This window comes from Mycoplana sp. MJR14 (assembly GCF_029210525.1).
Taxonomy (GTDB): Bacteria; Pseudomonadota; Alphaproteobacteria; order Rhizobiales; family Rhizobiaceae; genus Mycoplana.
In genome coordinates this window covers 23,029-45,394 of the sequence record NZ_JARGEO010000014.1, presented here as the reverse complement: position 1 = coordinate 45,394, position 22,366 = coordinate 23,029, and the positions used below count along the sequence as shown (strand labels likewise).

The 22,366-nt window shown below is 64.9% G+C and carries 23 protein-coding genes; 1 reads left to right on the top strand and 22 read right to left on the bottom strand.

Translation table 11 applies throughout. The features are described from left to right. Window positions 1-45: 45 nt before the first annotated feature. The 22 genes from proS to P0086_RS23055 form a co-directional block, all read right to left on the bottom strand. The gene (gene proS / locus P0086_RS23160) at window positions 46-1,374 is read right to left on the bottom strand and encodes a proline--tRNA ligase (protein WP_275790355.1); all 1,329 of its coding nucleotides are present in this window, start codon (window positions 1,372-1,374) and stop codon (window positions 46-48) included. Window positions 1,375-1,955: 581 nt separating this feature from the next. After that, a complete protein-coding gene (locus P0086_RS23155; protein ID WP_112599138.1) occupies window positions 1,956-2,225 on the bottom strand; it encodes a DUF1467 family protein in 270 nt (89 codons plus the stop codon). 147 nt (window positions 2,226-2,372) lie between these two features. After that, window positions 2,373-2,777: a methylmalonyl-CoA epimerase gene (mce, locus tag P0086_RS23150; RefSeq protein ID WP_112605459.1), complete on the bottom strand. Its 405-nt coding sequence runs from the start codon at window positions 2,775-2,777 to the stop codon at window positions 2,373-2,375. 94 nt (window positions 2,778-2,871) lie between these two features. Next, the gene (locus P0086_RS23145) at window positions 2,872-4,539 is read right to left on the bottom strand and encodes a ribonuclease J (RefSeq protein WP_112599017.1); all 1,668 of its coding nucleotides are present in this window, start codon (window positions 4,537-4,539) and stop codon (window positions 2,872-2,874) included. 17 nt (window positions 4,540-4,556) lie between these two features. Then, window positions 4,557-5,324 carry a biotin--[acetyl-CoA-carboxylase] ligase gene (locus tag P0086_RS23140; RefSeq protein WP_112599019.1) on the bottom strand — a complete coding sequence of 256 codons (768 nt, stop codon included), beginning with the start codon at window positions 5,322-5,324 and terminating at the stop codon, window positions 4,557-4,559. Next, a complete protein-coding gene (gene nuoN, locus P0086_RS23135) occupies window positions 5,321-6,763 on the bottom strand; it encodes an NADH-quinone oxidoreductase subunit NuoN (protein ID WP_275790352.1) in 1,443 nt (480 codons plus the stop codon). Before nuoN ends, P0086_RS23140 begins: the two co-directional genes overlap by 4 nt. A 17-nt stretch (window positions 6,764-6,780) precedes the next feature. After that, on the bottom strand, window positions 6,781-8,292 hold the full coding sequence (locus tag P0086_RS23130) for an NADH-quinone oxidoreductase subunit M (protein WP_112600629.1): 1,512 nt from the start codon (window positions 8,290-8,292) through the stop codon (window positions 6,781-6,783). Continuing rightward, window positions 8,292-10,289 carry an NADH-quinone oxidoreductase subunit L gene (gene nuoL, locus P0086_RS23125; protein WP_112599025.1) on the bottom strand — a complete coding sequence of 666 codons (1,998 nt, stop codon included), beginning with the start codon at window positions 10,287-10,289 and terminating at the stop codon, window positions 8,292-8,294. Before nuoL ends, P0086_RS23130 begins: the two co-directional genes overlap by 1 nt. A 6-nt stretch (window positions 10,290-10,295) precedes the next feature. Continuing rightward, entirely contained in the window at window positions 10,296-10,604 is a 309-nt protein-coding gene (gene nuoK / locus P0086_RS23120; protein ID WP_112599027.1) for an NADH-quinone oxidoreductase subunit NuoK, read from the bottom strand. A gap of 28 nt (window positions 10,605-10,632) precedes the next feature. Continuing rightward, window positions 10,633-11,247, bottom strand: a complete 615-nt coding sequence (locus P0086_RS23115) for an NADH-quinone oxidoreductase subunit J (protein WP_112614305.1) — start codon at window positions 11,245-11,247, stop codon at window positions 10,633-10,635. Window positions 11,248-11,387: 140 nt separating this feature from the next. Then, on the bottom strand, window positions 11,388-11,879 hold the full coding sequence (nuoI, locus tag P0086_RS23110; protein WP_112604999.1) for an NADH-quinone oxidoreductase subunit NuoI: 492 nt from the start codon (window positions 11,877-11,879) through the stop codon (window positions 11,388-11,390). 37 nt (window positions 11,880-11,916) lie between these two features. Next, entirely contained in the window at window positions 11,917-12,960 is a 1,044-nt protein-coding gene (nuoH, locus tag P0086_RS23105; RefSeq protein WP_148151303.1) for an NADH-quinone oxidoreductase subunit NuoH, read from the bottom strand. Between the two features lie 19 nt (window positions 12,961-12,979). Next, window positions 12,980-15,058: an NADH-quinone oxidoreductase subunit NuoG gene (nuoG, locus tag P0086_RS23100; protein ID WP_275790344.1), complete on the bottom strand. Its 2,079-nt coding sequence runs from the start codon at window positions 15,056-15,058 to the stop codon at window positions 12,980-12,982. A 122-nt stretch (window positions 15,059-15,180) separates the two neighbouring features. After that, entirely contained in the window at window positions 15,181-15,918 is a 738-nt protein-coding gene (locus P0086_RS23095; RefSeq protein ID WP_275790342.1) for a hypothetical protein, read from the bottom strand. A gap of 4 nt (window positions 15,919-15,922) precedes the next feature. Then, on the bottom strand, window positions 15,923-17,227 hold the full coding sequence (nuoF, locus tag P0086_RS23090; RefSeq protein ID WP_275790339.1) for an NADH-quinone oxidoreductase subunit NuoF: 1,305 nt from the start codon (window positions 17,225-17,227) through the stop codon (window positions 15,923-15,925). Window positions 17,228-17,237: 10 nt separating this feature from the next. Next, window positions 17,238-18,338 carry an NADH-quinone oxidoreductase subunit E gene (locus P0086_RS23085; protein WP_112599039.1) on the bottom strand — a complete coding sequence of 367 codons (1,101 nt, stop codon included), beginning with the start codon at window positions 18,336-18,338 and terminating at the stop codon, window positions 17,238-17,240. 11 nt (window positions 18,339-18,349) lie between these two features. Continuing rightward, window positions 18,350-18,604 carry a hypothetical protein gene (locus P0086_RS23080; protein ID WP_275790337.1) on the bottom strand — a complete coding sequence of 85 codons (255 nt, stop codon included), beginning with the start codon at window positions 18,602-18,604 and terminating at the stop codon, window positions 18,350-18,352. Beyond that, window positions 18,604-19,794, bottom strand: a complete 1,191-nt coding sequence (locus P0086_RS23075) for an NADH-quinone oxidoreductase subunit D (protein WP_112599042.1) — start codon at window positions 19,792-19,794, stop codon at window positions 18,604-18,606. Before P0086_RS23075 ends, P0086_RS23080 begins: the two co-directional genes overlap by 1 nt. Window positions 19,795-19,854: 60 nt before the next feature. Further along, window positions 19,855-20,229: a four helix bundle protein gene (locus tag P0086_RS23070; RefSeq protein WP_275790418.1), complete on the bottom strand. Its 375-nt coding sequence runs from the start codon at window positions 20,227-20,229 to the stop codon at window positions 19,855-19,857. A 56-nt stretch (window positions 20,230-20,285) separates the two neighbouring features. Next, the gene (locus P0086_RS23065) at window positions 20,286-20,888 is read right to left on the bottom strand and encodes an NADH-quinone oxidoreductase subunit C (RefSeq protein WP_112599046.1); all 603 of its coding nucleotides are present in this window, start codon (window positions 20,886-20,888) and stop codon (window positions 20,286-20,288) included. A gap of 18 nt (window positions 20,889-20,906) precedes the next feature. Continuing rightward, a complete protein-coding gene (locus P0086_RS23060; RefSeq protein ID WP_112599047.1) occupies window positions 20,907-21,485 on the bottom strand; it encodes an NADH-quinone oxidoreductase subunit B in 579 nt (192 codons plus the stop codon). Beyond that, entirely contained in the window at window positions 21,476-21,841 is a 366-nt protein-coding gene (locus P0086_RS23055) for an NADH-quinone oxidoreductase subunit A (protein ID WP_112614293.1), read from the bottom strand. The genes P0086_RS23060 and P0086_RS23055 overlap by 10 nt, the downstream gene beginning before the upstream one ends. A gap of 378 nt (window positions 21,842-22,219) precedes the next feature. Here P0086_RS23055 and P0086_RS23050 point away from each other — a divergent pair, with 378 nt between their 5' ends. Continuing rightward, window positions 22,220-22,351, top strand: a complete 132-nt coding sequence (locus P0086_RS23050) for a hypothetical protein (RefSeq protein WP_275790330.1) — start codon at window positions 22,220-22,222, stop codon at window positions 22,349-22,351. Window positions 22,352-22,366: the final 15 nt, after the last annotated feature.

Sequence of the window (22,366 nt, the reverse complement as noted above, 5' to 3'; positions counted from 1 at the left end):
CCGTTCCGGCACTATGCCCCTCTTTCCGGCTTCGGAGGCCCGCGCTCAACCGGCGGTCGTCAGGCGCGCGATGGCGGCGTCGATCGTCAGCGTCTCGCGCTCGCCGGTCTTGCGGTCCTTCACCTCGACCTCGCCGGCAGCGACCGAGCGCGGCCCGACGATGACCTGGAACGGCGCGCCGATCAGGTCGGCGGTGGCGAACTTGGTGCCGGCGCGCTCGTCCTTGTCGTCGAGCAGCACATCCACGCCCGCCCTGGCGAGCGCGCCGTAGAGGGTCTCGCTCGCGGCGTCGCAGGCCGCATCGCCCGCCTTCATGTTGATGACGACGACCTCGAACGGCGCCACCGACCGCGGCCAGATGATGCCGTTCTCGTCATGGGAGGCCTCGATGATCGCCGGCACGAGCCGGGTCGGGCCGATGCCGTAGGAGCCCATGTGGACGGTATGCTCCTTGCCGTCCGGTCCCTGCACCTTGGCGCCCATCGCCTCCGAATACTTGGTGCCGAAGTAGAAGATGTGGCCGACCTCGATGCCGCGGGCGGACAGGCGCTCGCCCTCGGGAATGGCGGCGAAGGCGGCTTCGTCGTGCATTTCGGATGTCGCCGCATAGCGCGACGTCCACTTGTCGAAGATCGCCTTCAGGCCGGCGACGTCGTCGAAGTTCGTGTCCGCGCCGGGAATGTCGAAGCCGAGGAAATCCTTGTGGCAGAAGACTTCGGATTCGCCGGTATCGGCGAGGATGATGAATTCGTGGCTGAGGTTGCCGCCGATCGGGCCGGTGTCGGCGCGCATCGGGATCGCGCGCAGGCCCAGCCGCGTGAACGTGCGCAGGTAGGCGGCGAACATGCGGTTATAGGCGTGCTCGGCGCCTTCGCGGTTCAGGTCGAAGGAATAGGCGTCCTTCATCAGGAACTCGCGCGAACGCATGGTGCCGAAACGCGGGCGGATCTCGTCGCGGAACTTCAGCTGGATATGGTAGAGGTTCAGCGGCAGGTCCTTGTAGGACTTGACGTAGGAGCGGAAGACGTCGGTGATCATCTCCTCGTTGGTCGGACCGTAGAGCATGGGCCGGTCCTGCCGGTCCTTGATGCGCAGCATCTCCTTGCCGTAGGCGTCGTAGCGGCCGCTCTCCTGCCACAGCTCGGCCGACTGCAGGGTCGGCATCAGCAACTCGACTGCGCCGGAACGGTTCTGTTCCTCGCGGATGATGGCGTTGACCTTGTCCAGCACGCGCTTGCCGAGCGGCAGCCAGGTATAGATGCCGGCGGACTGCTGCTTGATCATCCCCGCCCGAAGCATCAGACGATGCGAGACGATTTCCGCCTCCTTGGGATTTTCCTTGAGGATGGGCATGAAGAAGCGGGAAAGACGCATGGCGGGTTCCAAATAGACAGGTTTTCGCCTAGCCGGGGATTCAGGCGAAAAGACGTTGATTTCGAAGCGTTCATAGACGCTTCACAGCCGGAAGTGAACCCGCCGCGGACCACCGGTCCATCGAAATCGGCGCCACGGGCACGTGTCGCCTGCAGACTGCAAACGGGGGCGCTCAATAGCGACAATTACCCGTCTAGAGTCAACGGAAAAATTTTCTGCAAGTGTAACAAATATGCAAAAAAGCAGATGACAACGCCCAACCTTTGAGCTAGTTTCAGGCCACAAAACAGGCAGGAAGTACAAATTCTTGCCAATTTCGCGGTCAAGTCTTGGGAGGATCAGATCTTGGCGCGCATGGCCGCAGCCACCGGAAACGGGTAAAGATCACGCGATACTTAAAAACAAGGCTTTCAGCCTTGTTTTTTTTTGCCTTCCGAACCGCCAGCCTTCCCATACAGATTTTGTATGACAAATCAATGACAGACGGAATGCGACAAACCCGCCCACCTCCGCCGGACCTTCCCGCCCTGGAACTCAGCGAACGTTACCGTTCATAACGGATCCCTCGCGAAGACGCAAGTTCAGTCGAAGTCGGGGTAGAACTGCGGAATGGCGTCGAAGCCGTAGCCGAATTTCACCGACAGCACATACCAGGCGGCATGGATGGCGGCGGCGACGAGCGTCGTGACGAGAAGGATGCGCCCTGCCCTGAAGCGCGCCGGCGCGCTCTCGACGCTGCCGGGGACGACGTCGTTCTCCTCCGCCTGGGTGCGCAGGCCGAACGGCAGCACAGCAAAGAGCGTGATCCACCAGATGATGAAATAGACGGCGAAGAGCGAAAACAGCGGCATGTCCGATACCCGATGGCGCGCGGCGGCGGCCGTCACGCAGTCAATGTCCTGTGGCCGTCCCGGTCGCGGCCGTCGCGGCGCGGCCGCCACGGAGGCTTCTTACCCCCATGGCCGCGGCAATTCAAATCCGGCGGCCGTGGCCTGCGGTCACACTTCCTCCAGCTCGATCAGCGTGCCGAAGAAATCCTTCGGATGCAGGAACAGCACCGGCTTGCCATGCGCCCCGGTCTTCGGCGTGCCGTCGCCGAGCACGCGCGCGCCGCCGGCGACGAGCCGGTCGCGGGCAGCCAGGATATCGTCCACCTCGTAGCAGATGTGGTGCATGCCGCCGGAAGGCGATTTCTCCAGGAAGGCCGCGATCGGCGAGGCCTCGCCGAGCGGCTCCAGCAGCTCGACCTTGGTGTTGGGCAATTCTACGAAGACGACGGTAACGCCATGCTCCGGCAGGGACTGCGCCGCGCTGACACGGGCGCCGAGAACGTCACGGTAGGACGCCGCCGCGGCCGCAAGGTCCGGCACGGCGATCGCAATGTGATTGACCCGTCCAAGCACGTCCGTCTCCTCATCCACGTCCCTGCCCGGCCGCCCGACGCGATCGCGCGAGCCGGTCATCTATCCCCTGCCGCCGACCTGCCGTCGACCGCGATCACACCTTCGTGACGAAGACGGTGACGACCGGCTTCTTGCCCCAGACCTCGTTGGCCATGGAGCGCACGGCCCGGCGCACCGCCTCGCGGACGACGCCCAGATCCTTGCGCCGCGCCCGCGGAATGCTCTCCACCGCGCCGAGGACCGCGTCATAGAGCGTGTCGCCCATGTCCTCGCCCTCGTCGTCGAACTGCGGCAGGCCGAAGGGTACCACGTCCGGGTCCTCACGGAAGTCGTAGCGCGCGTCGAGCACGATGTTGACCGAGACGTGACCGACGAAGGAGAGCTTGCGGCGATCGCCGATCCCCATCTCGTCGAAGTCGCCGATCAGGTTGCCGTCCTTGAAGATGCGGCCGTAATGCACCTCGTCGATGATCTCGGGAACACCCGGCGCCAGCCGCAGCATCTTGCCGTCGCGCACGCGCGGCACCACCGGGATGCCGGACTGTTCGGCAAGCTCGGCATGGGCCACCAGGTGCGCGGCCTCGCCATGCACCGGCACCACCATCTGCGGCCGCGTCCAGGCATACATCTGCTGCAACTCGCTGCGGCGGGGATGGCCGGAGACATGCACCAGCGCCTCGCTGTCGGTGATGACATGGATGCCCTGGTCGACGAGACCGTTCTTGATGTCGTTGATCGCCTTCTCGTTGCCGGGGATGGCGCGCGAGGAGAAGATGATGGTGTCGCCGGCGGTAAAAGCGACGTTGCGCATCTCGTCGCGGGCGATCTTGGCCAGCGCCGCCCGCGGCTCGCCCTGGCTGCCGGTCAGGATGACGACGACCTTGTCCCGCGGGATATAGCCGAACTCGTCCTCGTCGATGAAGGGCTTGATGCCTTCCATCAGGCCAATGTCGCGCGCGACCTGCGTCACCCGCTTCATCGAGCTGCCGAGCAGAAGCACCTCGCGGCCGGCCGCCTCGGCGGCCTTGGCGACCGAGCGGATGCGGCCGACATTCGAGGAGAAAGTGGTGATGCCGACGCGGCCTTCCGCGCTCTCGATGATCTTGGCGAGGCTCTCCGACACCTCCTCCTCCGAGGGCGAGACGCCGTCGCGCAGCGCATTGGTGCTGTCGCAGATCAGCGCCAGCACGCCCTCGTCGCCGAGCTTGCGGAAGCGCGCCTCGTCGGTCAGCGGCCCGAGCGAGGGCTTGAGGTCGATCTTCCAGTCGCCGGTGTGGATGACGGTGCCGAGCGGCGTCCTGATCGCCAGCGACATCGGCTCGGGGATCGAATGGTTGACGCCGATGCCCTCGATCTCGAAGGGACCGACATTGATGCGGTCGCGCTCCTTGAAGATCGTCACCGGGATCTCGGTGCGGCTGCGCTCGTAGTCGCGCTTCGCCTCGAGCATGCCGGCGGTGAACGGCGAGGCATAGACCGGCACGTTCAGCCCCGGCCACAGGTCGTTCAGCGCCCCGTAGTGGTCCTCGTGGGCATGGGTGATGATGATCGCCTTGAGGTTCTTGCGCTCCTCCGCCAGGAAGCGGATGTCGGGCAGGACGAGGTCGACGCCCGGCAGTTCGGGGCCGGGAAAGGTCACGCCGCAATCGACCATGATCCATTTGCGGTTACCGGGTGTGCCATAGCCGTAGAGCGCGAGATTCATACCGATCTCGCCGACCCCGCCGAGCGGCAGGAACACCAGGTCTTCTTGGTTTGCCATATTCTGAAAGATTCCGATTATTCGAAGAAAACATCGCCGGCTGCGATCAAGCGCACGCCGCCGTCGTCGGTCTGAAGCTTGAGCAGACCACTATCATCAATTCCGGCAAAGCGCCCGGAAATTGATTGGGTCGGCAGATTGACCGTGATCCGCTCGCCGATGCCGCCGGCGACCTTGCGCCAGCGCGCCATGATCTCGCCGATGCCGTTGGCGCTGTCCCAGAGCCGGAGGATGTCCGCCATCTCGCGGAAGAGATGGGCGAAGAGTTCGGCCGGCGCGACCGCGCAGCCGTAGTCGGCGAGGCTGGCCACGGGATAGAGCCCCGCCTCGGGGGCGACGGCGACATTGATGCCGCAGCCGATGACGATCGCCTGCCGGCCGTCGGCAAGGGTCTCCGCCTCGACCAGGATGCCGCAGATCTTCTTCTTCTCGATCAGGATGTCGTTGGGCCATTTGATCGCGACCGGCGGGGCGCCGATCGGCATGACGGATGCAATCGACGCCTGGACGGCGACGGCCACGGCGAGCGGCAGCGACGCCAGCCGCTCCACCGGGGCGGGATCGATCAGGAGCAGCGAGGCGTAGAGGTTGCCGGGCTCGGACGTCCAGGGCCGGCCGCGGCGTCCGCGGCCGCCGGTCTGGCGCGCCGCCGTCACCCATAGACCGGAAAGCGCGCCCTTGCGGGCGCGCTCGAAACACTCCGAGTTGGTGGAGGTGGTCTCGACCAGCGCCTCGTGCCGGAAATCATCCAGCGAGAGCTGGCCGGTGCCCGACCGGCCGGTCAAAAGAAGGTCCGCGCGGCGGCTTCCGCCGCATCGCCGATCGGCCCGCCGATCAGCACGTAGCCGGCCACGAACAGACCCGCGACGCCGAAGACGAGCTTCAGTTCACCCGGCGTGCGGGCGAACTCGTCGGTCGCGGCGTCGAACCACATCACCTTGACGATGCGCAGGTAATAGTAGGCGCCGACGACGGACGACAGCACGCCGATGATCGCCAGCGCATAGAGATGCGCCTCGATCGCGGCCATGAAGACGAAGTACTTGGCGAAGAAGCCGGCCAGCGGCGGAATGCCTGCCAGCGAGAACATCATCACCGTCAGCACGCTCGCCATGAACGGATTGGTCGTCGACAGGCCGGCGAGATCGTCGACCGCCTCGACATTGCCGCCCTCGCGGCGGCGCATCGCCAGGATGCAGGCAAAGGTGCCGAGCGTCATGACCATGTAGATCAGCATGTAGAGCGCCACGCCGCGCACGCCGGCCATCGAACCCGCCGAGAGGCCGACGAGGGCATAGCCCATGTGACCGATCGAGGAATAGGCCATCAGGCGCTTGATGTTCTTCTGGCCGATCGCGGCGAACGAGCCGAGCAGCATCGAGGCGATCGAGATGAAGACGATGATCTGCTGCCAGTCGGCGACCACCGGCTCGAAGGCGTCGATGACGATGCGCACCAGCATGGCCATGGCGGCGACCTTCGGGGCGGCGGCGAAGAAGGCCGTCACCGGCGTCGGCGCGCCCTCATAGACGTCCGGCGTCCACATGTGGAACGGCACGGCCGAGATCTTGAAGGCCAGGCCGGCGAGAACGAACACCAGGCCGAAGACGAGGCCGAGCGAACGGCCGTCGGCCGTCAGCGCCGATGCGATCTCCTGGAAGCCGGTGTGTCCGGTGAAGCCGTAGACCAGCGAAATGCCGTAGAGCAGCATGCCCGACGACAGCGCGCCGAGCACGAAGTACTTCAGGCCCGCCTCGGTGGAGCGCACGCTGTCGCGGTTGATCGCGGCGACGACGTAGAGCGCCAGCGACTGCAGTTCCAGCGACAGGTAGAGCGACAGAAGGTCGTTGGCCGAGATCATCAGCATCATGCCGAGCGTCGCGAGCACCAAGAGAACCGGGAACTCGAACCGGTCGAGCTGCTGCGAGCGGGCATGGCCGACCGTCATCACCATGGCGGTGATGGAGCCGATCAGGGTCAGGATCTTCATGAACCGGGCAAACGGGTCGGAAACGAACGCGCCGCCATAGCCGACGCCCTCGCCGCCCCGCAGCACCAGCCAGAGGCCGGCGATGATGAGCAGCGCCACGGCCAGGCCGGTGACGGTCGTGGACGACCGCTCGCCGGAGAACACGCCGATCATCAGCAGTGCCATCGCGCCCAGCGCCAGAATGACCTCGGGCGTCGAGAGCTGAAGGCTGGAAAGGAGGATTTCAGCAGTCATGTCGGATGATCCCGTCGTCAGTTCGCCGAGAGCGCAACGGATTGCGCCGCTTCGAGGGCCGCGGTGTAGTTGTTGAGGAGCGCGTCGACCGAGGCCGCCGTGGCGTCGAAGACGGGCGCCGGATAGATGCCGAAGAAGATCGTCAGGATCACCAGCGGATAGAGGATCGCCTTCTCGCGGCCCGAAAGGTCGAGCAGCGCCTTGAGGCTTTCCTTCTCCAGCGGGCCGAAGATCACCCGGCGATAGAGCCAAAGCGCATAGGCGGCCGACAGCACGACGCCGGTGGTGGCGAAGAACGCGACCCAGGTGTTGGCCTGGAAGCCGCCGAGCAGCGTGGTGATTTCGCCGATGAAGCCCGACGTGCCCGGAAGGCCGACGTTCGCCATCGTGAAGATCATGAAGGCCACCGCATATTTCGGCATGTTGTTGGCGAGCCCGCCATAGGCTGCGATCTCGCGGGTGTGCAGGCGGTCATAGACGACGCCGACGCAGAGGAAGAGCGCGCCGGAGACGATGCCGTGCGAGAGCATCTGGAACAAGGCGCCCTGCACGCCCTGCTCGTTGGCGGCGAAGATGCCCATGGTGACGTAGCCCATGTGCGCCACCGACGAATAGGCGATCAGCTTCTTGATGTCTTCCTGCACGAGCGCCACCAGCGAGGTGTAGATGATGGCGACGACGGAGAGCGTGAAGACGAAGGGCGCGAAATAGTCCGAGGCCAGCGGGAACATCGGCAGCGAGAAGCGCAGGAAGCCGTAGCCGCCGAGCTTCAAGAGGATGCCCGCCAGGATGACCGAACCGGCCGTCGGCGCCTGCACGTGCGCGTCGGGCAGCCAGGTGTGGACCGGCCACATCGGCATCTTCACCGCAAACGAGGCGAAGAAGGCGAGCCACAGCCAGGTCTGCATCTGGCGCGGGAAGTTGTAGGCGAGCAGTTCCGGAATGCTGGTGGTGCCGGCCTGCCAGTACATCGCCATGATGGCGAGCAGCATCAGCACCGAGCCGAGCAGCGTGTAGAGGAAGAACTTGTAGCTCGCATAGACGCGGTCCTTGCCGCCCCAGACGCCGATGATGATGAACATCGGGATGAGGCCCGCCTCGAAGAAGACGTAGAACAGCACGATATCGAGCGAGACGAAGACGCCGACCATGAACACTTCCAGGATGAGGAAGGCGATCATGTATTCCTTCAGACGCTTCTCGATCGAGTTCCAGCTCGCGAGCACGCAGAACGGCATCAGGAAGGTCGTCAGGATGACGAACAGCATGGAGATGCCGTCGACGCCGAGATAGTAGGCGATGCCGGTGCCGAGCCATTCGTGCTGCTCGATCATCTGGAAGCCCGGGTTCGAATAGTCGAAGCCGATCCAGACGAAGAGCGACAGGATGAAGGTGAAGACCGTCGTCAGCAGCGACACGTTCAGGATGTTCCGCCGCCCATAGGGGCTGTCCTCGCGGGTCAGGAGCAGCAGCGCCACGCCGACCAGCGGAAGAAAGGTGACCGCGGAAAGAATCGGCCAATCGGTCATCAGAAGGAACTCCCGAGCATCATCCAGGTTACGAGCGCCGCAATTCCGAGCAGCATCGCAAAGGCATAGTGATAAAGGTAACCGGTCTGCAGGCGGACCACGCGGTCGGTCACGTCGAGGACGCGCGCTGCGACCCCGTTCGGGCCGAGGCCGTCGATGACGGCGCCGTCACCGCCCTTCCAGAACAGGCGGCCGATCCAGAGCGCCGGACGCACGAACAGGAAGTCGTACAGCTCGTCGAAGTACCACTTGTTCAGTAGGAACTGGTACAGGCCGCGATGCTGGTCCGCCAGGTACTTCGGCAGGTCCGGGCGACGGATGTACATGAACCAGGCGGTGAACAGGCCGAGCGCCATGGCCGCGAACGGGCTCCACTTCACCCACAGCGGCACGTGGTGATATTCCTCGAGCAGCTCGTTCTCCGGACCGGTGAACAGCGCACCCTTCCAGAACTCGACGTAATGGTGGCCGAAGAAGAAGTCGTGGAACATCACGCCGGCAAAGATCGCACCGACGGCGAGGAGGTACAGCGGCACCAGCATGATCGCCGGCGATTCATGCACGTGGTGCATGACGTCGGACGAGGCGCGCGGCTTGCCGAAGAAGGTCATGAACGCCAGGCGCCAGGAATAGAAGCTGGTGAACAGGGCCGCGATCACCAGAAGGGTGAAGGCGAAGCCTGCGACCGTGCTGTGCGAGGCGAAGGCGCTCTCGATGATCGCGTCCTTGGAGAAGAAGCCGGCGAAACCGATGATCGTGCCCGGAATGCCGACGCCGGTGAGCGCCAGCGTGCCGATCGTCATCATCCAGAAGGTGATCGGGATATGGGTGCGAAGTCCGCCCATGTAGCGCATGTCCTGCTCGCCGTCGACGGCGTGGATCACCGAGCCGGCGCCAAGGAACAGCAGCGCCTTGAAGAAGGCGTGCGTGAACAGGTGGAAGATCGCCGCGCCATAGGCGCCGACGCCGAGCGCCACGAACATGTAACCGAGCTGCGAGCAGGTCGAGTAGGCGATCACGCGCTTGATGTCGTTCTGCACCAGGCCGACGGTGGCGGCGAAGAAGGCGGTGATCGCACCGATGGCGGTGACGACGGTGAGCGCATCCGGCGACAGTTCGAACAGCGGCGACATGCGCGCGACGAGGAAGACGCCGGCGGTGACCATGGTCGCGGCATGGATGAGCGCCGAGACCGGGGTCGGGCCTTCCATCGCGTCCGGCAGCCAGGTGTGCAGCAGGAACTGCGCCGACTTGCCCATCGCGCCCATGAAGAGCAGCAGGCAGGCGGCGGTCAGGGCGTTCGCCTTGTCGAGATGCATGCCGAACAGCGTGATCACCGGCTCGGCCGCATCCGCAGCCCCTTCCGCCGGCAGGTAGCTCGCAGCGGTGGCGAAGATCGTCTCGAAGCTGACGGAGCCGAACAGGTAGAACACCGTGAAGATCCCGAGCGCGAAGCCGAAGTCGCCGACGCGGTTGACGATGAAGGCCTTCATGGCGGCGGCATTCGCCGACGGTTTCTTGAACCAGAAGCCGATCAGCAGGTAGGACGCCAGGCCCACACCTTCCCAGCCGAAGAACATCTGCAGGAGATTGTCCGACGTGATCAGCATCAGCATCGCGAAGGTGAACAGCGACAGATAGGCGAAGAAGCGCGGCCGATGCGGATCGTGGTGCATGTAGCCGATCGAATAGGCATGCACGAGCATCGACACCGTGTTGACGACGACGAACATCACCGCCGTCAGCGTGTCGACGCGGAAGGCCCATTCGGCGTCGAAGCTGCCGGACTGGATCCAGCGCATCACCGACACCTTGAACATCTCCTCATGGCCGAGCGCCACCTGGAAGAAGACGAGCCAGGACAGCGCGCAGGCGATGATCATGAAGCCGGTGGTGACGAATTCGGACGCCTTGGCGCCGATCGTGTTGCCGCCGAGGCCGGCGATCAGAAAGCCGATCAGCGGCAGGAAGACGATAGCCTTGATGATGGTATCCATGACCGATCAACCCTTCATCACGTTGACGTCTTCCACGGCGATCGAGCCGCGGTTGCGGTAGAAGACGACGAGTATTGCAAGACCGATCGCGGCTTCAGCGGCGGCGACCGTCAGGATGAACAGCGCGAACACCTGGCCGACGATGTCGTTCAGGAAGGCCGAGAAGGCCACCATGTTGATGTTGACGGCAAGCAGGATCAGTTCGATCGACATCAGGATGATGATGACGTTCTTCCTGTTGATGAAGATGCCGAAGACGCCGAGCGTGAAGAGGATGGCGCTGACCGTCAGATAGTGGGAAATACCGATTTCCATGATGCGAATTCCTTAAGTCCAGCGCGCCTCAGAGCCCCTGCCCCGGTTTGACCTTGATGACCTCGACCGCGGTCGCCGGGGTGCGGGCGACCTGCACCGAGATGTTCTGCCGCTTGATGTTCTCGCGGTGGCGTAGCGTCAGCACGATCGCACCGATCATGGCGACCAGCAGCACCAGGCCGGCGATCTGGAAGAAGTAGACGTAGTTCGTGTAGAGCACGTCGCCGAGGGCTGCGGTGTTGGTCCGATCGGCAACCGGTGGGATCGGATGCGCCGCGTGGCTGGCGATCTCCGGCGACAGCGTGGAACCGCCGATGACGATGATCAGCTCGACCGCCAGCACCAGGCCGACCAGCGCGCCGACCGGGGCATGCTCGATGATGCCCGAGCGGAGCGCCGCAAAGTCGATGTCCAGCATCATCACGACGAAGAGGAAGAGCACCGCGACCGCGCCGACATAGACGACCAGCAGGATCATCGCCAGGAACTCGGCGCCGGTCAGGAGGAACAGGCCCGCCGAATTGAAGAACGTGACGATGAGGAACAGCACGGAATAAACCGGGTTCTTCGCCGCGATCACCATGAAGGCGGACGCCACCGCCACGAAGGCGAACAGATAGAAAAAGAGAGCCTGCAGACCCATGTTGGTGCCTTTTTTCTTCCCCGGGAGAGACCGGCGCTGCGCCTGTCCCTTCCGTCGAAGCCCGGCGGGCGCGCCACCGGGCAGATTTCAAGCGTTCGATGTCCGTCGCCCCTTCGGGCGGCAGTTCCCTGCCCGACCGCTCAGCGGTAGGGCGAATCCATTGCGATGTTGCGGGCGATCTCCCGCTCCCAGCGGTCGCCGTTGTCGAGCAGCCGCTGCTTGTCGTAGTAGAGTTCCTCGCGGGTCTCGGTGGCGAACTCGAAGTTCGGCCCCTCGACGATGGCGTCGACCGGGCAGGCCTCCTGGCAGAAACCGCAATAGATGCACTTCACCATGTCGATGTCGTAACGCACCGTGCGGCGCGTGCCGTCGTTGCGGCGCGGGCCGGCCTCGATGGTGATGGCCTGCGCCGGACAGATCGCCTCGCACAGCTTGCAGGCGATGCAGCGTTCCTCACCGTTCGGATAGCGGCGCAGCGCGTGCTCGCCGCGGAAGCGCGGCGATACTGGGCCCTTCTCGAAGGGATAGTTCAGCGTCGCCTTCGGCCGGAAGAAATAACGCATCGACAGGAAAAAGGCGCCGACGAATTCCTTCAGGAACAGCGAATTGACGGCTTGCGACAGACTGGCCATTACAGAGCTCCAATGCTGCTGAAACGTGGGGGCACCATCAGGCAGCCCCGGTGAGCTTCAGCACGAATGCAACGATCACGACCATGGCGAGCGACAGCGGCAGGAAGACCTTCCAGCCCAGCCGCATCAGCTGGTCGTAGCGGTAGCGCGGCACGAAGGCCTTCACCATCGCGAACATGAAGAAGACGAAGCCGGCCTTCAGCACGAACCAGATGATGCCGGGAACCCAGTTGAGGAACCAGACGTCGACCGGGGGCAGCCAGCCGCCGAGGAACAGGATCGTCGTCAGCGCGCACATCAGGCAGATGGCGGCATATTCGCCGAGCATGAACATCATGTACGGCGTCGAGCCGTATTCGACCATGAAGCCGGCGACGAGCTCGGATTCGGCTTCCGGCAGGTCGAAGGGCGGGCGGTTCGTCTCGGCCAGCGCCGAGATGAAGAAGATCACGAACATCGGGAACAGCGCCAGCCAGTGCCAGTCGAGGAACGAGCCCGGCAGGCCGATCATCGTGCCGATGCCGCTGCGCTGTGCGTCGACGATGTCGGTCAGGTTCAGCGAGCCGACGCACAGAAGCACGGTGACGATGACGAAGCCGATCGAGACCTCGTAGGAGACCATCTGCGCGGCCGAGCGCAGGGCGCCGAGGAACGGGTACTTCGAGTTCGAAGCCCAGCCGCCCATGATGATGCCGTAGACCTCGAGCGAGGAGATCGCGAAGACGTAAAGGATGCCGACGTTGATGTTGGCGATCACCCAGTTCGCATTCAGCGGGATCACCGCCCAGGTGGCGAGCGCCAGCGTCACGGAAACGAGCGGCGCCAGCAGGAAGATCGTCTTGTTCGCGGTCGCCGGGATCACCGGTTCCTTGAAGACGAACTTCAGAAGGTCGGCGAACGACTGGAACAGCCCCCAGGGACCGACGACGTTCGGGCCGCGGCGCAGCTGGACGGCGGCCCAGATCTTGCGGTCGGCCAGGAGGATATAGGCGATGAAGAGCAGCAGCGCGACCAGCAGCAGCAGCGACTGGGCGATCATGATGACCGCGGGCCAAACATAGCTCGTAATGAAAGCGTCCATAGTGCCTATTCCCTCGCGCCTATTCCGCCGCGGCTTTGAAGTTGTTGCGGGCCAGTGCCGAGCATTCGGCCATGACCGCGGAGGCGCGCGCTATCGGGTTCGTCAAATAGAAGTCTTTGACGGGAGACGCAAACCCGGATTTCGTCATCTTCCCGCCTTTTTTCGCAAGCGCCGCAAGTTGGCCACTGTCGCCCACGGCAATCGCGTCGACGCCGGCGAAATGCGGATGGGCGGCATAGAGCCTGGCGCGCAGCTGCGCCAGCGAATCGAAGGGCAGCTTCTTGCCGAGCACGTCGGAGAGCGCGCGCAGAATCGCCCAGTCCTCGCGGGCCTCGCCCGGCGCGAAGCCGGCGCGGTTGCCCATCTGGACGCGGCCCTCGGTATTGACCCAAGTGCCGGACTTCTCGGTGTAGGCCGCACCCGGCAGGATGACGTCTGCGATGTGAGCCGCGTTGTCGCCGTGCGAGCCGATATAGACGGTGAAGGCGGTCTTCTTCGCAAAATCCATCTCGTCGGCGCCGAGCAGGAAGAGCACGTCGGTGTCGGTCAGCATCTCGGCTGCCGCCTTGCCGCCCTCGCCCGGCACGAAGCCGAGGTCGAGGCCGCCGACGCGGGCGGCCGCGGTGTGCAGGATGCCGAGGCCGTTCCAGTCGGCAGTGATCGCGCCGACGGCGTCGGCGAGCTTCAGGACGTTGGCGAGCACCGCCTGGCCGTCGGTGCGCGACAGCGCGCCCTGGCCGACGATGATCATCGGGTTCTTCGCGTTCTTCAGCGTCTCGAGGAAGGCGCCGTTGCCGGCGACGAGATCGGCGAGCGTATCGGGGCCCGCGCCGAGATATTCATAGCCGTAGCGCAGTTCGGCCTGTTCGCCGATGACCGCGATCGGGAAGCCGTCCATGCGCCAGCGCTTGCGGATGCGGGCGTTCAGCACCGCAGCCTCGATGCGCGGGTTGGCGCCGACGATGAGGAGCGCGTCCGCCTGCTCGATGCCGGCGATCGTCGGGTTGAACAGGTAGCTGGCGCGGCCGAACGCCGGGTGCAGCACCGTGCCGTCCTGGCGGCAGTCGATGTTCTTCGAGCCGAGCGAGGCCATCAGCTCGCGCAGCGCATACATTTCCTCCACCGAGGCGAGGTCGCCGGCGATCGCGCCGATCCGCTCGCCCGCCTTGCCGGAGACGGCAGCCTTGACGGCGGCGAAGGCTTCGGCCCAGCTCGCCGGCTGCAGGCGGCCGTCCTTGCGGACGTAGGGGCGGTCGAGGCGCTGGGTCTTCAGGCCGTCCCAGATGTAGCGCGTCTTGTCGGAGATCCACTCCTCGTTGATGTCCTCGTTGACGCGCGGCAGGACGCGCATCACTTCGCGGCCGCGGGTGTCGACGCGGATCGCCGAGCCGACGGCGTCCATGACGTCGATCGATTCGGTCTTGTTCAGCTCCCAAGGACGCGCGGTGAAGGCGAAGGGCTTGGAGGTCAGCGCGCCGACCGGGCAGAGGTCGACGACGTTGCCCTGCAGCTCCGAGGTCATCGCCTGCTCGAGATAGGTGGTGATCTCCGCATCCTCGCCGCGGCCGATCAGGCCGAGCTCGCTGATGCCGGCGACTTCCGTGGTGAAGCGGACGCAGCGCGTGCAGTGGATGCAGCGGTTCATGATCGTCTTGACGAGCGGACCGATATACTTGTCCTCGACGGCGCGCTTGTTCTCCTGATAGCGCGAACTGTCGATGCCGAAGGCCATCGCCTGGTCCTGCAGGTCGCATTCGCCGCCCTGGTCGCAGATCGGGCAGTCGAGCGGATGGTTGATCAGCAGGAACTCCATCACGCCTTCGCGGGCCTTCTTGACCATCGGCGTGGTGGTGAAGACTTCCGGCGGCTCGCCGTTCGGGCCGGGACGCAGGTCGCGCACGCCCATGGCGCAGGAAGCCGCCGGCTTCGGCGGGCCGCCCTTCACCTCGACGAGGCACATGCGGCAGTTGCCGGCGACCGACAGCCGCTCGTGGAAACAGAAGCGCGGAACCTCGGCGCCGGCCTCCTCGCACGCCTGCAACAGCGTGAAATGATCCGGAACCTCGATCTCTTTTCCGTCGACTTTCAGTTTTGCCATATCCGTCTTCCCGCTTTCGATGCACGGCTTGCGCCGTGCCAGCGCCCTGTCCCTTGCCGGCGGTCGCGCCCTTCGCGCCTGCCGCCTGCTTCAGTTCCTGTCTGCCGCCTCCGGCCGGGCCTTCAGCCCTTCGCCTTCGCCAGCGCCCTTGCCTGCTCCACCCAGCCGTCGCGGGCGATCCGCCCGTCGAGGCCGAGCTCGGCTTCGATCTTCTCCACGTCCGCGCCGGTCCAACGGGCGATTTCGGCAAAGCGGAAAATCCCCTTGCCGTTCAACGCCTGCTCCAGCTTCGGCCCGACGCCCGAAATCGCCTTCAGGTCGTCGGCCTTGCCGGCCTTAGGCCCGGAACCTTTCCGAACCGTTGCCGGCCTTTCCGATTTCGCAACCGGCGGACGAACGTCCGTGCCGGCCGCCTTCTTCCCTTCCGTCGCCGCCCGCACCCTGCCCGCGCGCGCCGCAGCCGGAACCGCATCGCTTCCCGCCTGCGGCCCCTCCGGCTTCGGAGCGGGCCTTGTGGCAACGCCGCCGGAGCCTGCCCCTGCCTGGGCGCTTTCCGGAGCGGCCGGACCGGGTTGCCGCGGCATCCGCCCCTCGCCCCTTGCGGCCTCGTCGAGCACCGCCTTCATCCGCTCGGCGCTGCCCTGCACCGCCCCGATGACGGCGCCGGCCAGCTGGCTGGTGAAGCCGAACCCGATCGCGGTCGCCGCAGCCATCGCGGCCACCGGATGCGCCATCAGCGGCGGGATCGCCACGTGCGGCATTTCCTTCAGCCAGGGCGCCAATCCGAACGGATCGTCGCTCGCGGCTGTCGCCGGCGGGACCACGGTTGCCTGAGCTTCCTGTCCTGCCGACTTCGTCATCGCCTTACTCCGCGGGCTCGAGCACGGCGCCGTGCGCCATGGCGTTGTGGGTGTACTGGTCGATCCGCTTTTCCATCTCGGGACGGAAATGGCGGATCAGACCCTGGATCGGCCAGGCGGCGGCGTCGCCGAGCGCACAGATGGTGTGGCCCTCGATCTGCTTGCTGACGTCGAACAGCATATCGATCTCGCGCTTCTGCGCGTTGCCCTTCACCATGCGCTCCATCACGCGCATCATCCAGCCCGTGCCCTCGCGGCACGGCGTGCACTGGCCGCAGCTCTCGTGCTTGTAGAAGGCCGCAAGCCGCCAGATCGCCTTCACGATATCGGTCGACCTGTCCATGACGATGACGGCGGCGGTGCCGAGGCCGGAGCCGAGCTCGCGCAGGCCGTCATAGTCCATGATCGCGTCCTTCATCTGCGCGCCGGGCACGCAGGGGACCGACGAGCCGCCGGGGATGACGGCCAGCAGATTGTCCCAGCCGCCGCGGATGCCGCCGCAATGGGTCTCGATCAGCTCCTGGAAGGTGATCGACATGGCGTCCTCGACCGTGCAGGGACGGTTGACGTGGCCGGAGACCGAATAGAGCTTGGTGCCGTGGTTGTTCGGGCGGCCGAAGCTCGTGTACCAGGCCGCACCGCGGCGCAGGATGGTCGGCGTCACGGCGATGGATTCGACGTTGTTGACCGTCGTCGGGCAGCCGTAGAGGCCCATGTTGGCGGGGAACGGCGGCTTCAGGCGCGGCTGGCCCTTCTTGCCCTCGAGGCTTTCGAGCAGGGCCGTCTCCTCGCCGCAGATATAGGCGCCGGCGCCGTGGTGGACGATGATGTCGATGTCGTAGCCGAGCTTGTTGTTCTTGCCGAGCAGGCCGTGGGCGTAGCACTCGTCGATCGCCGCCTGCAGCGCCTCGCGCTCGCGCATGAACTCGCCGCGGACGTAGATGAAGGCATGATGCGCGCCCATGGCGAAGGAGGCGATCACGCAGCCCTCGATCAGCGTATGCGGATCGTGGCGCATGATGTCGCGGTCCTTGCAGGTGCCGGGCTCGGACTCGTCGGCGTTGACGACGAGGTAGTGCGGGCGACCGTCGCTCTCCTTCGGCATGAAGGACCACTTCAGGCCGGTCGGGAAGCCGGCGCCGCCGCGGCCGCGCAGGCCCGACGCCTTGACCTCGTTGATGATCCAGTCACGGCCCTTTTCGAGCAGTTGCTTGGTGCCGTCCCAGTGGCCGCGCGCCATCGCGCCCTTCAGGGACTTGTCCTTCAGGCCGTAGATGTTGGTGAAGATGCGATCCTGATCCTTAAGCATGTTTCACCTTTCAGCGCGGCTTCTTGCCGAAGACGCGGATGTATTCCGCTTCGCCGCCCTTGGCGAGCGCCTTGGCCTGCTTGACCCAGTCGTCCCGCTCGATGCGGCCCTTGAAATTGAGGTATCCGTCCACCCATTCGCGCTCCGCCTTCTTCCAGGCGGCGACCTGCGCATAGGTGAAGATGCCGAGCTCGTGCAGCGTGCCCTCGATCTTCGGGCCGACGCCGGAGATCAGCTTGAGATCGTCGGGGGCGGCCGGGCGCTCGATGCCGGCCGGACGGTTCTTGTCCTCCAGCGACGGCTTGCCGCCCTCGGCGCGCGTGTCGCCCTTGACCTTGGCGTTCGCCGCGGCCTCGGCCTTGGCGGTCGCCGGCGTCTTGAGGGCCGGGTTGGTCTCCTCGGCCGCGGTCTTGGCACGGCCGGCATTCGACGGCGGCGTGCTGACGGCTGCCTCGGCAGCCTTCTCGCTGCGCTTGGCGGCCGGCTTCGCCGGCGCCGGATCCGGATCGGTCAGCGACGTCAGGCCGCCGATCGGGGCGGAGTAGATGCGGTCGACCTGCGGGCCGGGCTTGACGCTTGCGCCCTCGCCCGCCTCGAAGCGATCGATGATCTCCTCGAGCTGGGCCGGGGTCAGGTCCTCGAAGCTGTCCTTGAAGATCATCACCATCGGCGCGTTGACGCAGGCGCCCTGGCACTCGACCTCTTCCCACGACAGCGTCCCGTCGGCATTCAGCTCGAAGGGCTCGGCGTTGATCTTGCTCTTGCAGACCTTGATCAGGTCCTCGGCGCCGCGCAGCATGCAGGGCGTGGTGCCGCAGACCTGGACGTGGGCGCGCGTTCCGACCGGCTTCAGCTGGAACTGGGTGTAGAAGGTCGCCACTTCGAGAACGCGGATATAGGCCATGCCGAGCATCTCGGCGACCTTCTCGATCGCGGCCTTGGTGACCCAGCCGTCCTGTTCCTGCGCCCGCATCAGAAGCGGGATAACGGCCGACTGCTCGCGGCCCTTCGGGTACTTGTTGATCGTTGCCAACGCCCAGTCCGCATTCTCCTTGGAGAAGGCGAAGCTTGCGGGCTGCACGGCCTCATCGGCCAATCGACGAACGGACATTCTTTGGCGCCTTATTCAGTGATCAGCCCGCAGCGCGTCGTCGTCACGGTGACGAACTGACAGGCATAGGCCGTCTTCTCTTTCTGCATGAACACGATGTAGCGGCTGCTGGCCTGAGCCGTGCCCTTGATCTCGTAGCCGTCGGCAAGCAGCCTTGCCATCGTCGACTGCGTCGTGCCCGCCTGGGGCGACGCGTCGGTCTCCTGGGCCAGGGCTGCCGCCGTCGAGGCGGCGAGGACTGTAAGGGCGAAGCTCAGTCGAAGCATCAGCGGTCCACCTCACCGAAAACGATGTCGAGCGAGCCCAATACGGCGGACACGTCGGCAAGCTGATGCCCGCGACACAGGAAATCCATCGCCTGCAGGTGGGCATAGCCCGGGGCGCGGATCTTGCAGCGGTAGGGCTTGTTGGAGCCGTCGGCGACGAGATAGACGCCGAACTCGCCCTTGGGCGCCTCGACCGCGGCGTAGACCTCGCCGGCCGGCACGTGATAGCCCTCGGTATAGAGCTTGAAGTGATGGATCAGCGCCTCCATCGAGCGCTTCATCTGGCCGCGCTTCGGCGGCACGATCTTGCCGTCGAGCGAGGAGACCGGGCCGACCCGGGCATCGCCCAGCAGCCTGTCGACGCACTGGCGCATGATCTTCGCCGACTGGCGCATCTCGATCATGCGGATCAGGTAGCGGTCGTAGCAGTCGCCGTTCTTGCCGATCGGGATGTCGAATTCCAGGTCGGAATAGCACTCGTAGGGCTGCGAGCGGCGCAGGTCCCAGGCAGCGCCCGAGCCGCGCACCATCACGCCCGAGAAGCCCCAGGCCCAGGCATCCTCCAGCTTGACGACGCCGATGTCGACGTTGCGCTGCTTGAAGATGCGGTTGCCGGTCAGCAGTTCGTCGATGTCGTCGACCGTCTTCAGGAAGGGGTCGATCCACTTGCCGATGTCCTCGACCAGCTGGTCGGGCAGGTCCTGGTGGACGCCGCCGGGACGGATGTAGGCGGCGTGCATGCGCGAGCCGCAGGCGCGCTCGTAGAACACCATCAGCTTCTCGCGCTCCTCGAAGCCCCAGAGCGGCGGCGTCAGCGCGCCGACGTCCATGGCCTGCGTGGTGACGTTGAGGAGGTGCGACAGGATGCGGCCGATCTCCGAATAGAGCACGCGGATCAGCTGGCCGCGGATCGGCACCTCGACGCCGAGCAGCTTCTCGACGGCGAGTGCATAGGCATGCTCCTGGTTCATCGGCGCCACGTAGTCGAGGCGGTCGAAATAGGGCACGGCCTGCAGGTAGGTCTTCGTCTCGATCAGCTTCTCGGTGCCGCGATGCAACAGGCCGATATGCGGATCGACCCGCTCGACGATCTCGCCGTCCAGCTCCAGCACGAGGCGCAAAACACCGTGCGCTGCCGGATGTTGCGGGCCGAAGTTAATGTTAAAGTTGCGGACGTTGTGTTCGGTCATGGGTGGCGCGCTCCGCGCTGAGAGGCAGTAGGCAATAGGCAGTAGGCAGTAGCCAAGTCTTTAATCGTCGTTCTCATTCCGTGTGTCCTGCAAACGTCGGATCAGCGATCTCAGCATCTTGCCAGTCTCTTCGCTCAATGCCGTCGCAGCGCCGATCCCTTCAATCGGGAGAAGGCCGACCCGCGTCGATAGCAGAAGGTGCGTTTCAAGCTCCTTCAGAGATCCCTGCGCAATTTTCAGATGCTGTACGTAGGACCCGGTACCGTCCGGCCCATACCCTTCCGCGATGTTTGCCGCCACCGATGACGACGCTCGCCGAATTTGGGATACAAGACCGTAGACTTCCTCTCTCGGAAATCCCTTGGTCAAACTGTAACATTCGACCGCAAGATCCATGGCACGCTGCCATACCGATAGGTCCTGGTACGAGTTAATCGCCGTTGCCGCTCTCCTTGTTTCTACTGCCTACTGCCTAATGGCGACTGCCTGTTCTACTGCTTCGCCTTCTCATCCCCCGGCAGCACGTAGTCCGTGCCTTCCCAGGGCGAGAGGAAGTCGAAGTTGCGGAATTCCTGCCTGAGCTGCACCGGCTCATAGACGACGCGCTTGACCTCGTCGTCATAGCGGACCTCGACGAAGCCGGTGGTCGGGAAGTCCTTGCGCAGCGGATGGCCCTCGAAGCCGTAGTCCGTCAGGATGCGGCGCAGGTCCGGATGGCCGGTGAACAGGATGCCGTACATGTCGTAGGCCTCGCGCTCGAACCAGTCGGCGCCCGGAAAGACGCCGAAGGCGGAGGGCACCGGTTCGAATTCCGAGGTCTCGACCTTGACGCGGACGCGGACGTTCTGCTGCGGCGACAGCAGATGGTAGACCACGTCGAAGCGCGCCTCGCGGGCCGGCCAGTCGACGCCGCAGACGTCGATCAGGTTGACGAACCGGCACTGCACGTCGTCGCGCAGGAAGGTCAGCAGTGCGATCAGATTTTCGCCGGTGGTCGAAAGCGTCAGCTCGCCATAGGCAAGCTTGGTCTCGGAAATCAGGTTTCCGCGCACCTCGCCGAGATAGGAGGCAAGCTCCTGAAGAGCCTCGCTCATGATGTCAGTCCCCTGCCCTTAGCGCTCGATCGTGCCGGTGCGGCGGATCTTCTTCTGCAGCAGGAGCACGCCGTAGAGCAGCGCTTCTGCCGTGGGAGGACAGCCCGGCACATAGATGTCGACCGGCACGACGCGGTCGCAGCCGCGCACCACCGAATAGGAATAGTGATAGTAGCCGCCGCCATTGGCGCAGGAGCCCATCGAGATGACGTAGCGCGGCTCGGGCATCTGGTCGTAGACCTTGCGCAGAGCCGGCGCCATCTTGTTGGTCAGCGTGCCGGCGACGATCATGACGTCGGACTGGCGCGGCGAGGCGCGCGGGGCGAAGCCGAAGCGCTCGACGTCGTAGCGCGGCATGGACAGCTGCATCATCTCGACCGCACAGCAGGCGAGACCGAAGGTCATCCACATCAGCGAGCCGGTGCGCGCCCAGGTGATCAGTTCGTCGGTGGAGGTGACGAGGAAGCCCTTGTCGGCCAGCTCGTTGTTGATCTCGCCGAAAAAGGCGTCGTCGCTGCCGACCGGCTTGCCGGTCGCGGGATCGATGATCCCCTTGGCCCGCGGGGCCACGAGCGTGCTGCCGGTGGTCAGTTCCATTCCAGCGCTCCCTTCTTCCATTCATAGATGAAGCCGATGGTGAGCACGAAGAGGAACGCCATCATCGACCAGAAACCGAACCAGCCGAGAGCGTGGAACGAGACCGCCCAGGGAAACAGGAACGCCACTTCGAGGTCGAAGATGATGAAGAGGATCGACACCAGATAGAAGCGGATGTCGAACTTCATGCGCGCATCGTCGAACGCATTGAAGCCGCATTCATAGGCAGAGAGCTTTTCCGAATCGGGCGCCTTGTAGGCGACGGCGAAGGGCGCGACCAGAAGCGCGATGCCGATCACGAGCGCGATGCCGATGAAGATGGCGATCGGAATATAGGATCCGAGAAGTTCAGTCATTTTCGTCCGTCCTGCCTGCTTCGGGCGTCGGAGAAACGCCGCCGGGTCGATCGACCTGCAAGCCGAGAAAGTATGTTGCAACGCCCACGTCGTTAGCGCAGTGAGCGGCCCCGCGCAAGGCTTTGGTCGGGCATTCGCCCAATCAGTGCGCACATTTCCTCGCCCCGGGCGGCAGTGACAAAAGGGTAACCGGCCGCAAGGCGCCGACCGGCGGACACGCCGCAATTCGGACGGCGGCCACAGGCGGAGGCGAGCTTGCGGGAAAACGTCCCCCGCCCTGCGGTACAGCGGCCGCATTCAGCATCCCGTCAGCTTCGCGCACCAGACTCGCGGGATTCGCGAATCGACGGGCTTTCCAGTGAGTAGACGGGCATTGCGATGAAAACGAAGAGACTGAACCTGGGCGTCGTGCTCGTCGCCGGCCTGGTCGCCGCGATCTGCGCCATCCCGCTGGTGCCGCACAGGATGCAGACGCCAGGTTCGCCGCCACACCTTCTGACCGCCAACTGAGGCGCCACCGGGACG

Excerpts from the sequence above, each read along its gene's own strand:
- proS (WP_275790355.1), bottom strand. The coding sequence starts at position 1,374 with ATGCGTCTTTCCCGCTTCTTCATGCCCATCCTCAAGGAAAATCCCAAG.
- P0086_RS23155 (WP_112599138.1), bottom strand. The coding sequence starts at position 2,225 with ATGCCGCTGTTTTCGCTCTTCGCCGTCTATTTCATCATCTGGTGGATC.
- P0086_RS23145 (WP_112599017.1), bottom strand. The coding sequence starts at position 4,539 with ATGGCAAACCAAGAAGACCTGGTGTTCCTGCCGCTCGGCGGGGTCGGC.
- nuoN (WP_275790352.1), bottom strand. The coding sequence starts at position 6,763 with ATGACTGCTGAAATCCTCCTTTCCAGCCTTCAGCTCTCGACGCCCGAG.
- P0086_RS23130 (WP_112600629.1), bottom strand. The coding sequence starts at position 8,292 with ATGACCGATTGGCCGATTCTTTCCGCGGTCACCTTTCTTCCGCTGGTC.
- nuoL (WP_112599025.1), bottom strand. The coding sequence starts at position 10,289 with ATGGATACCATCATCAAGGCTATCGTCTTCCTGCCGCTGATCGGCTTT.
- nuoK (WP_112599027.1), bottom strand. The coding sequence starts at position 10,604 with ATGGAAATCGGTATTTCCCACTATCTGACGGTCAGCGCCATCCTCTTC.
- P0086_RS23115 (WP_112614305.1), bottom strand. The coding sequence starts at position 11,247 with ATGGGTCTGCAGGCTCTCTTTTTCTATCTGTTCGCCTTCGTGGCGGTG.
- nuoI (WP_112604999.1), bottom strand. The coding sequence starts at position 11,879 with ATGGCCAGTCTGTCGCAAGCCGTCAATTCGCTGTTCCTGAAGGAATTC.
- nuoH (WP_148151303.1), bottom strand. The coding sequence starts at position 12,960 with ATGGACGCTTTCATTACGAGCTATGTTTGGCCCGCGGTCATCATGATC.
- nuoG (WP_275790344.1), bottom strand. The coding sequence starts at position 15,058 with ATGGCAAAACTGAAAGTCGACGGAAAAGAGATCGAGGTTCCGGATCAT.
- P0086_RS23095 (WP_275790342.1), bottom strand. The coding sequence starts at position 15,918 with ATGACGAAGTCGGCAGGACAGGAAGCTCAGGCAACCGTGGTCCCGCCG.
- nuoF (WP_275790339.1), bottom strand. The coding sequence starts at position 17,227 with ATGCTTAAGGATCAGGATCGCATCTTCACCAACATCTACGGCCTGAAG.
- P0086_RS23085 (WP_112599039.1), bottom strand. The coding sequence starts at position 18,338 with ATGTCCGTTCGTCGATTGGCCGATGAGGCCGTGCAGCCCGCAAGCTTC.
- P0086_RS23080 (WP_275790337.1), bottom strand. The coding sequence starts at position 18,604 with ATGCTTCGACTGAGCTTCGCCCTTACAGTCCTCGCCGCCTCGACGGCG.
- P0086_RS23075 (WP_112599042.1), bottom strand. The coding sequence starts at position 19,794 with ATGACCGAACACAACGTCCGCAACTTTAACATTAACTTCGGCCCGCAA.
- P0086_RS23065 (WP_112599046.1), bottom strand. The coding sequence starts at position 20,888 with ATGAGCGAGGCTCTTCAGGAGCTTGCCTCCTATCTCGGCGAGGTGCGC.
- P0086_RS23060 (WP_112599047.1), bottom strand. The coding sequence starts at position 21,485 with ATGGAACTGACCACCGGCAGCACGCTCGTGGCCCCGCGGGCCAAGGGG.
- P0086_RS23055 (WP_112614293.1), bottom strand. The coding sequence starts at position 21,841 with ATGACTGAACTTCTCGGATCCTATATTCCGATCGCCATCTTCATCGGC.
- P0086_RS23050 (WP_275790330.1), top strand. The coding sequence starts at position 22,220 with ATGAAAACGAAGAGACTGAACCTGGGCGTCGTGCTCGTCGCCGGCCTG.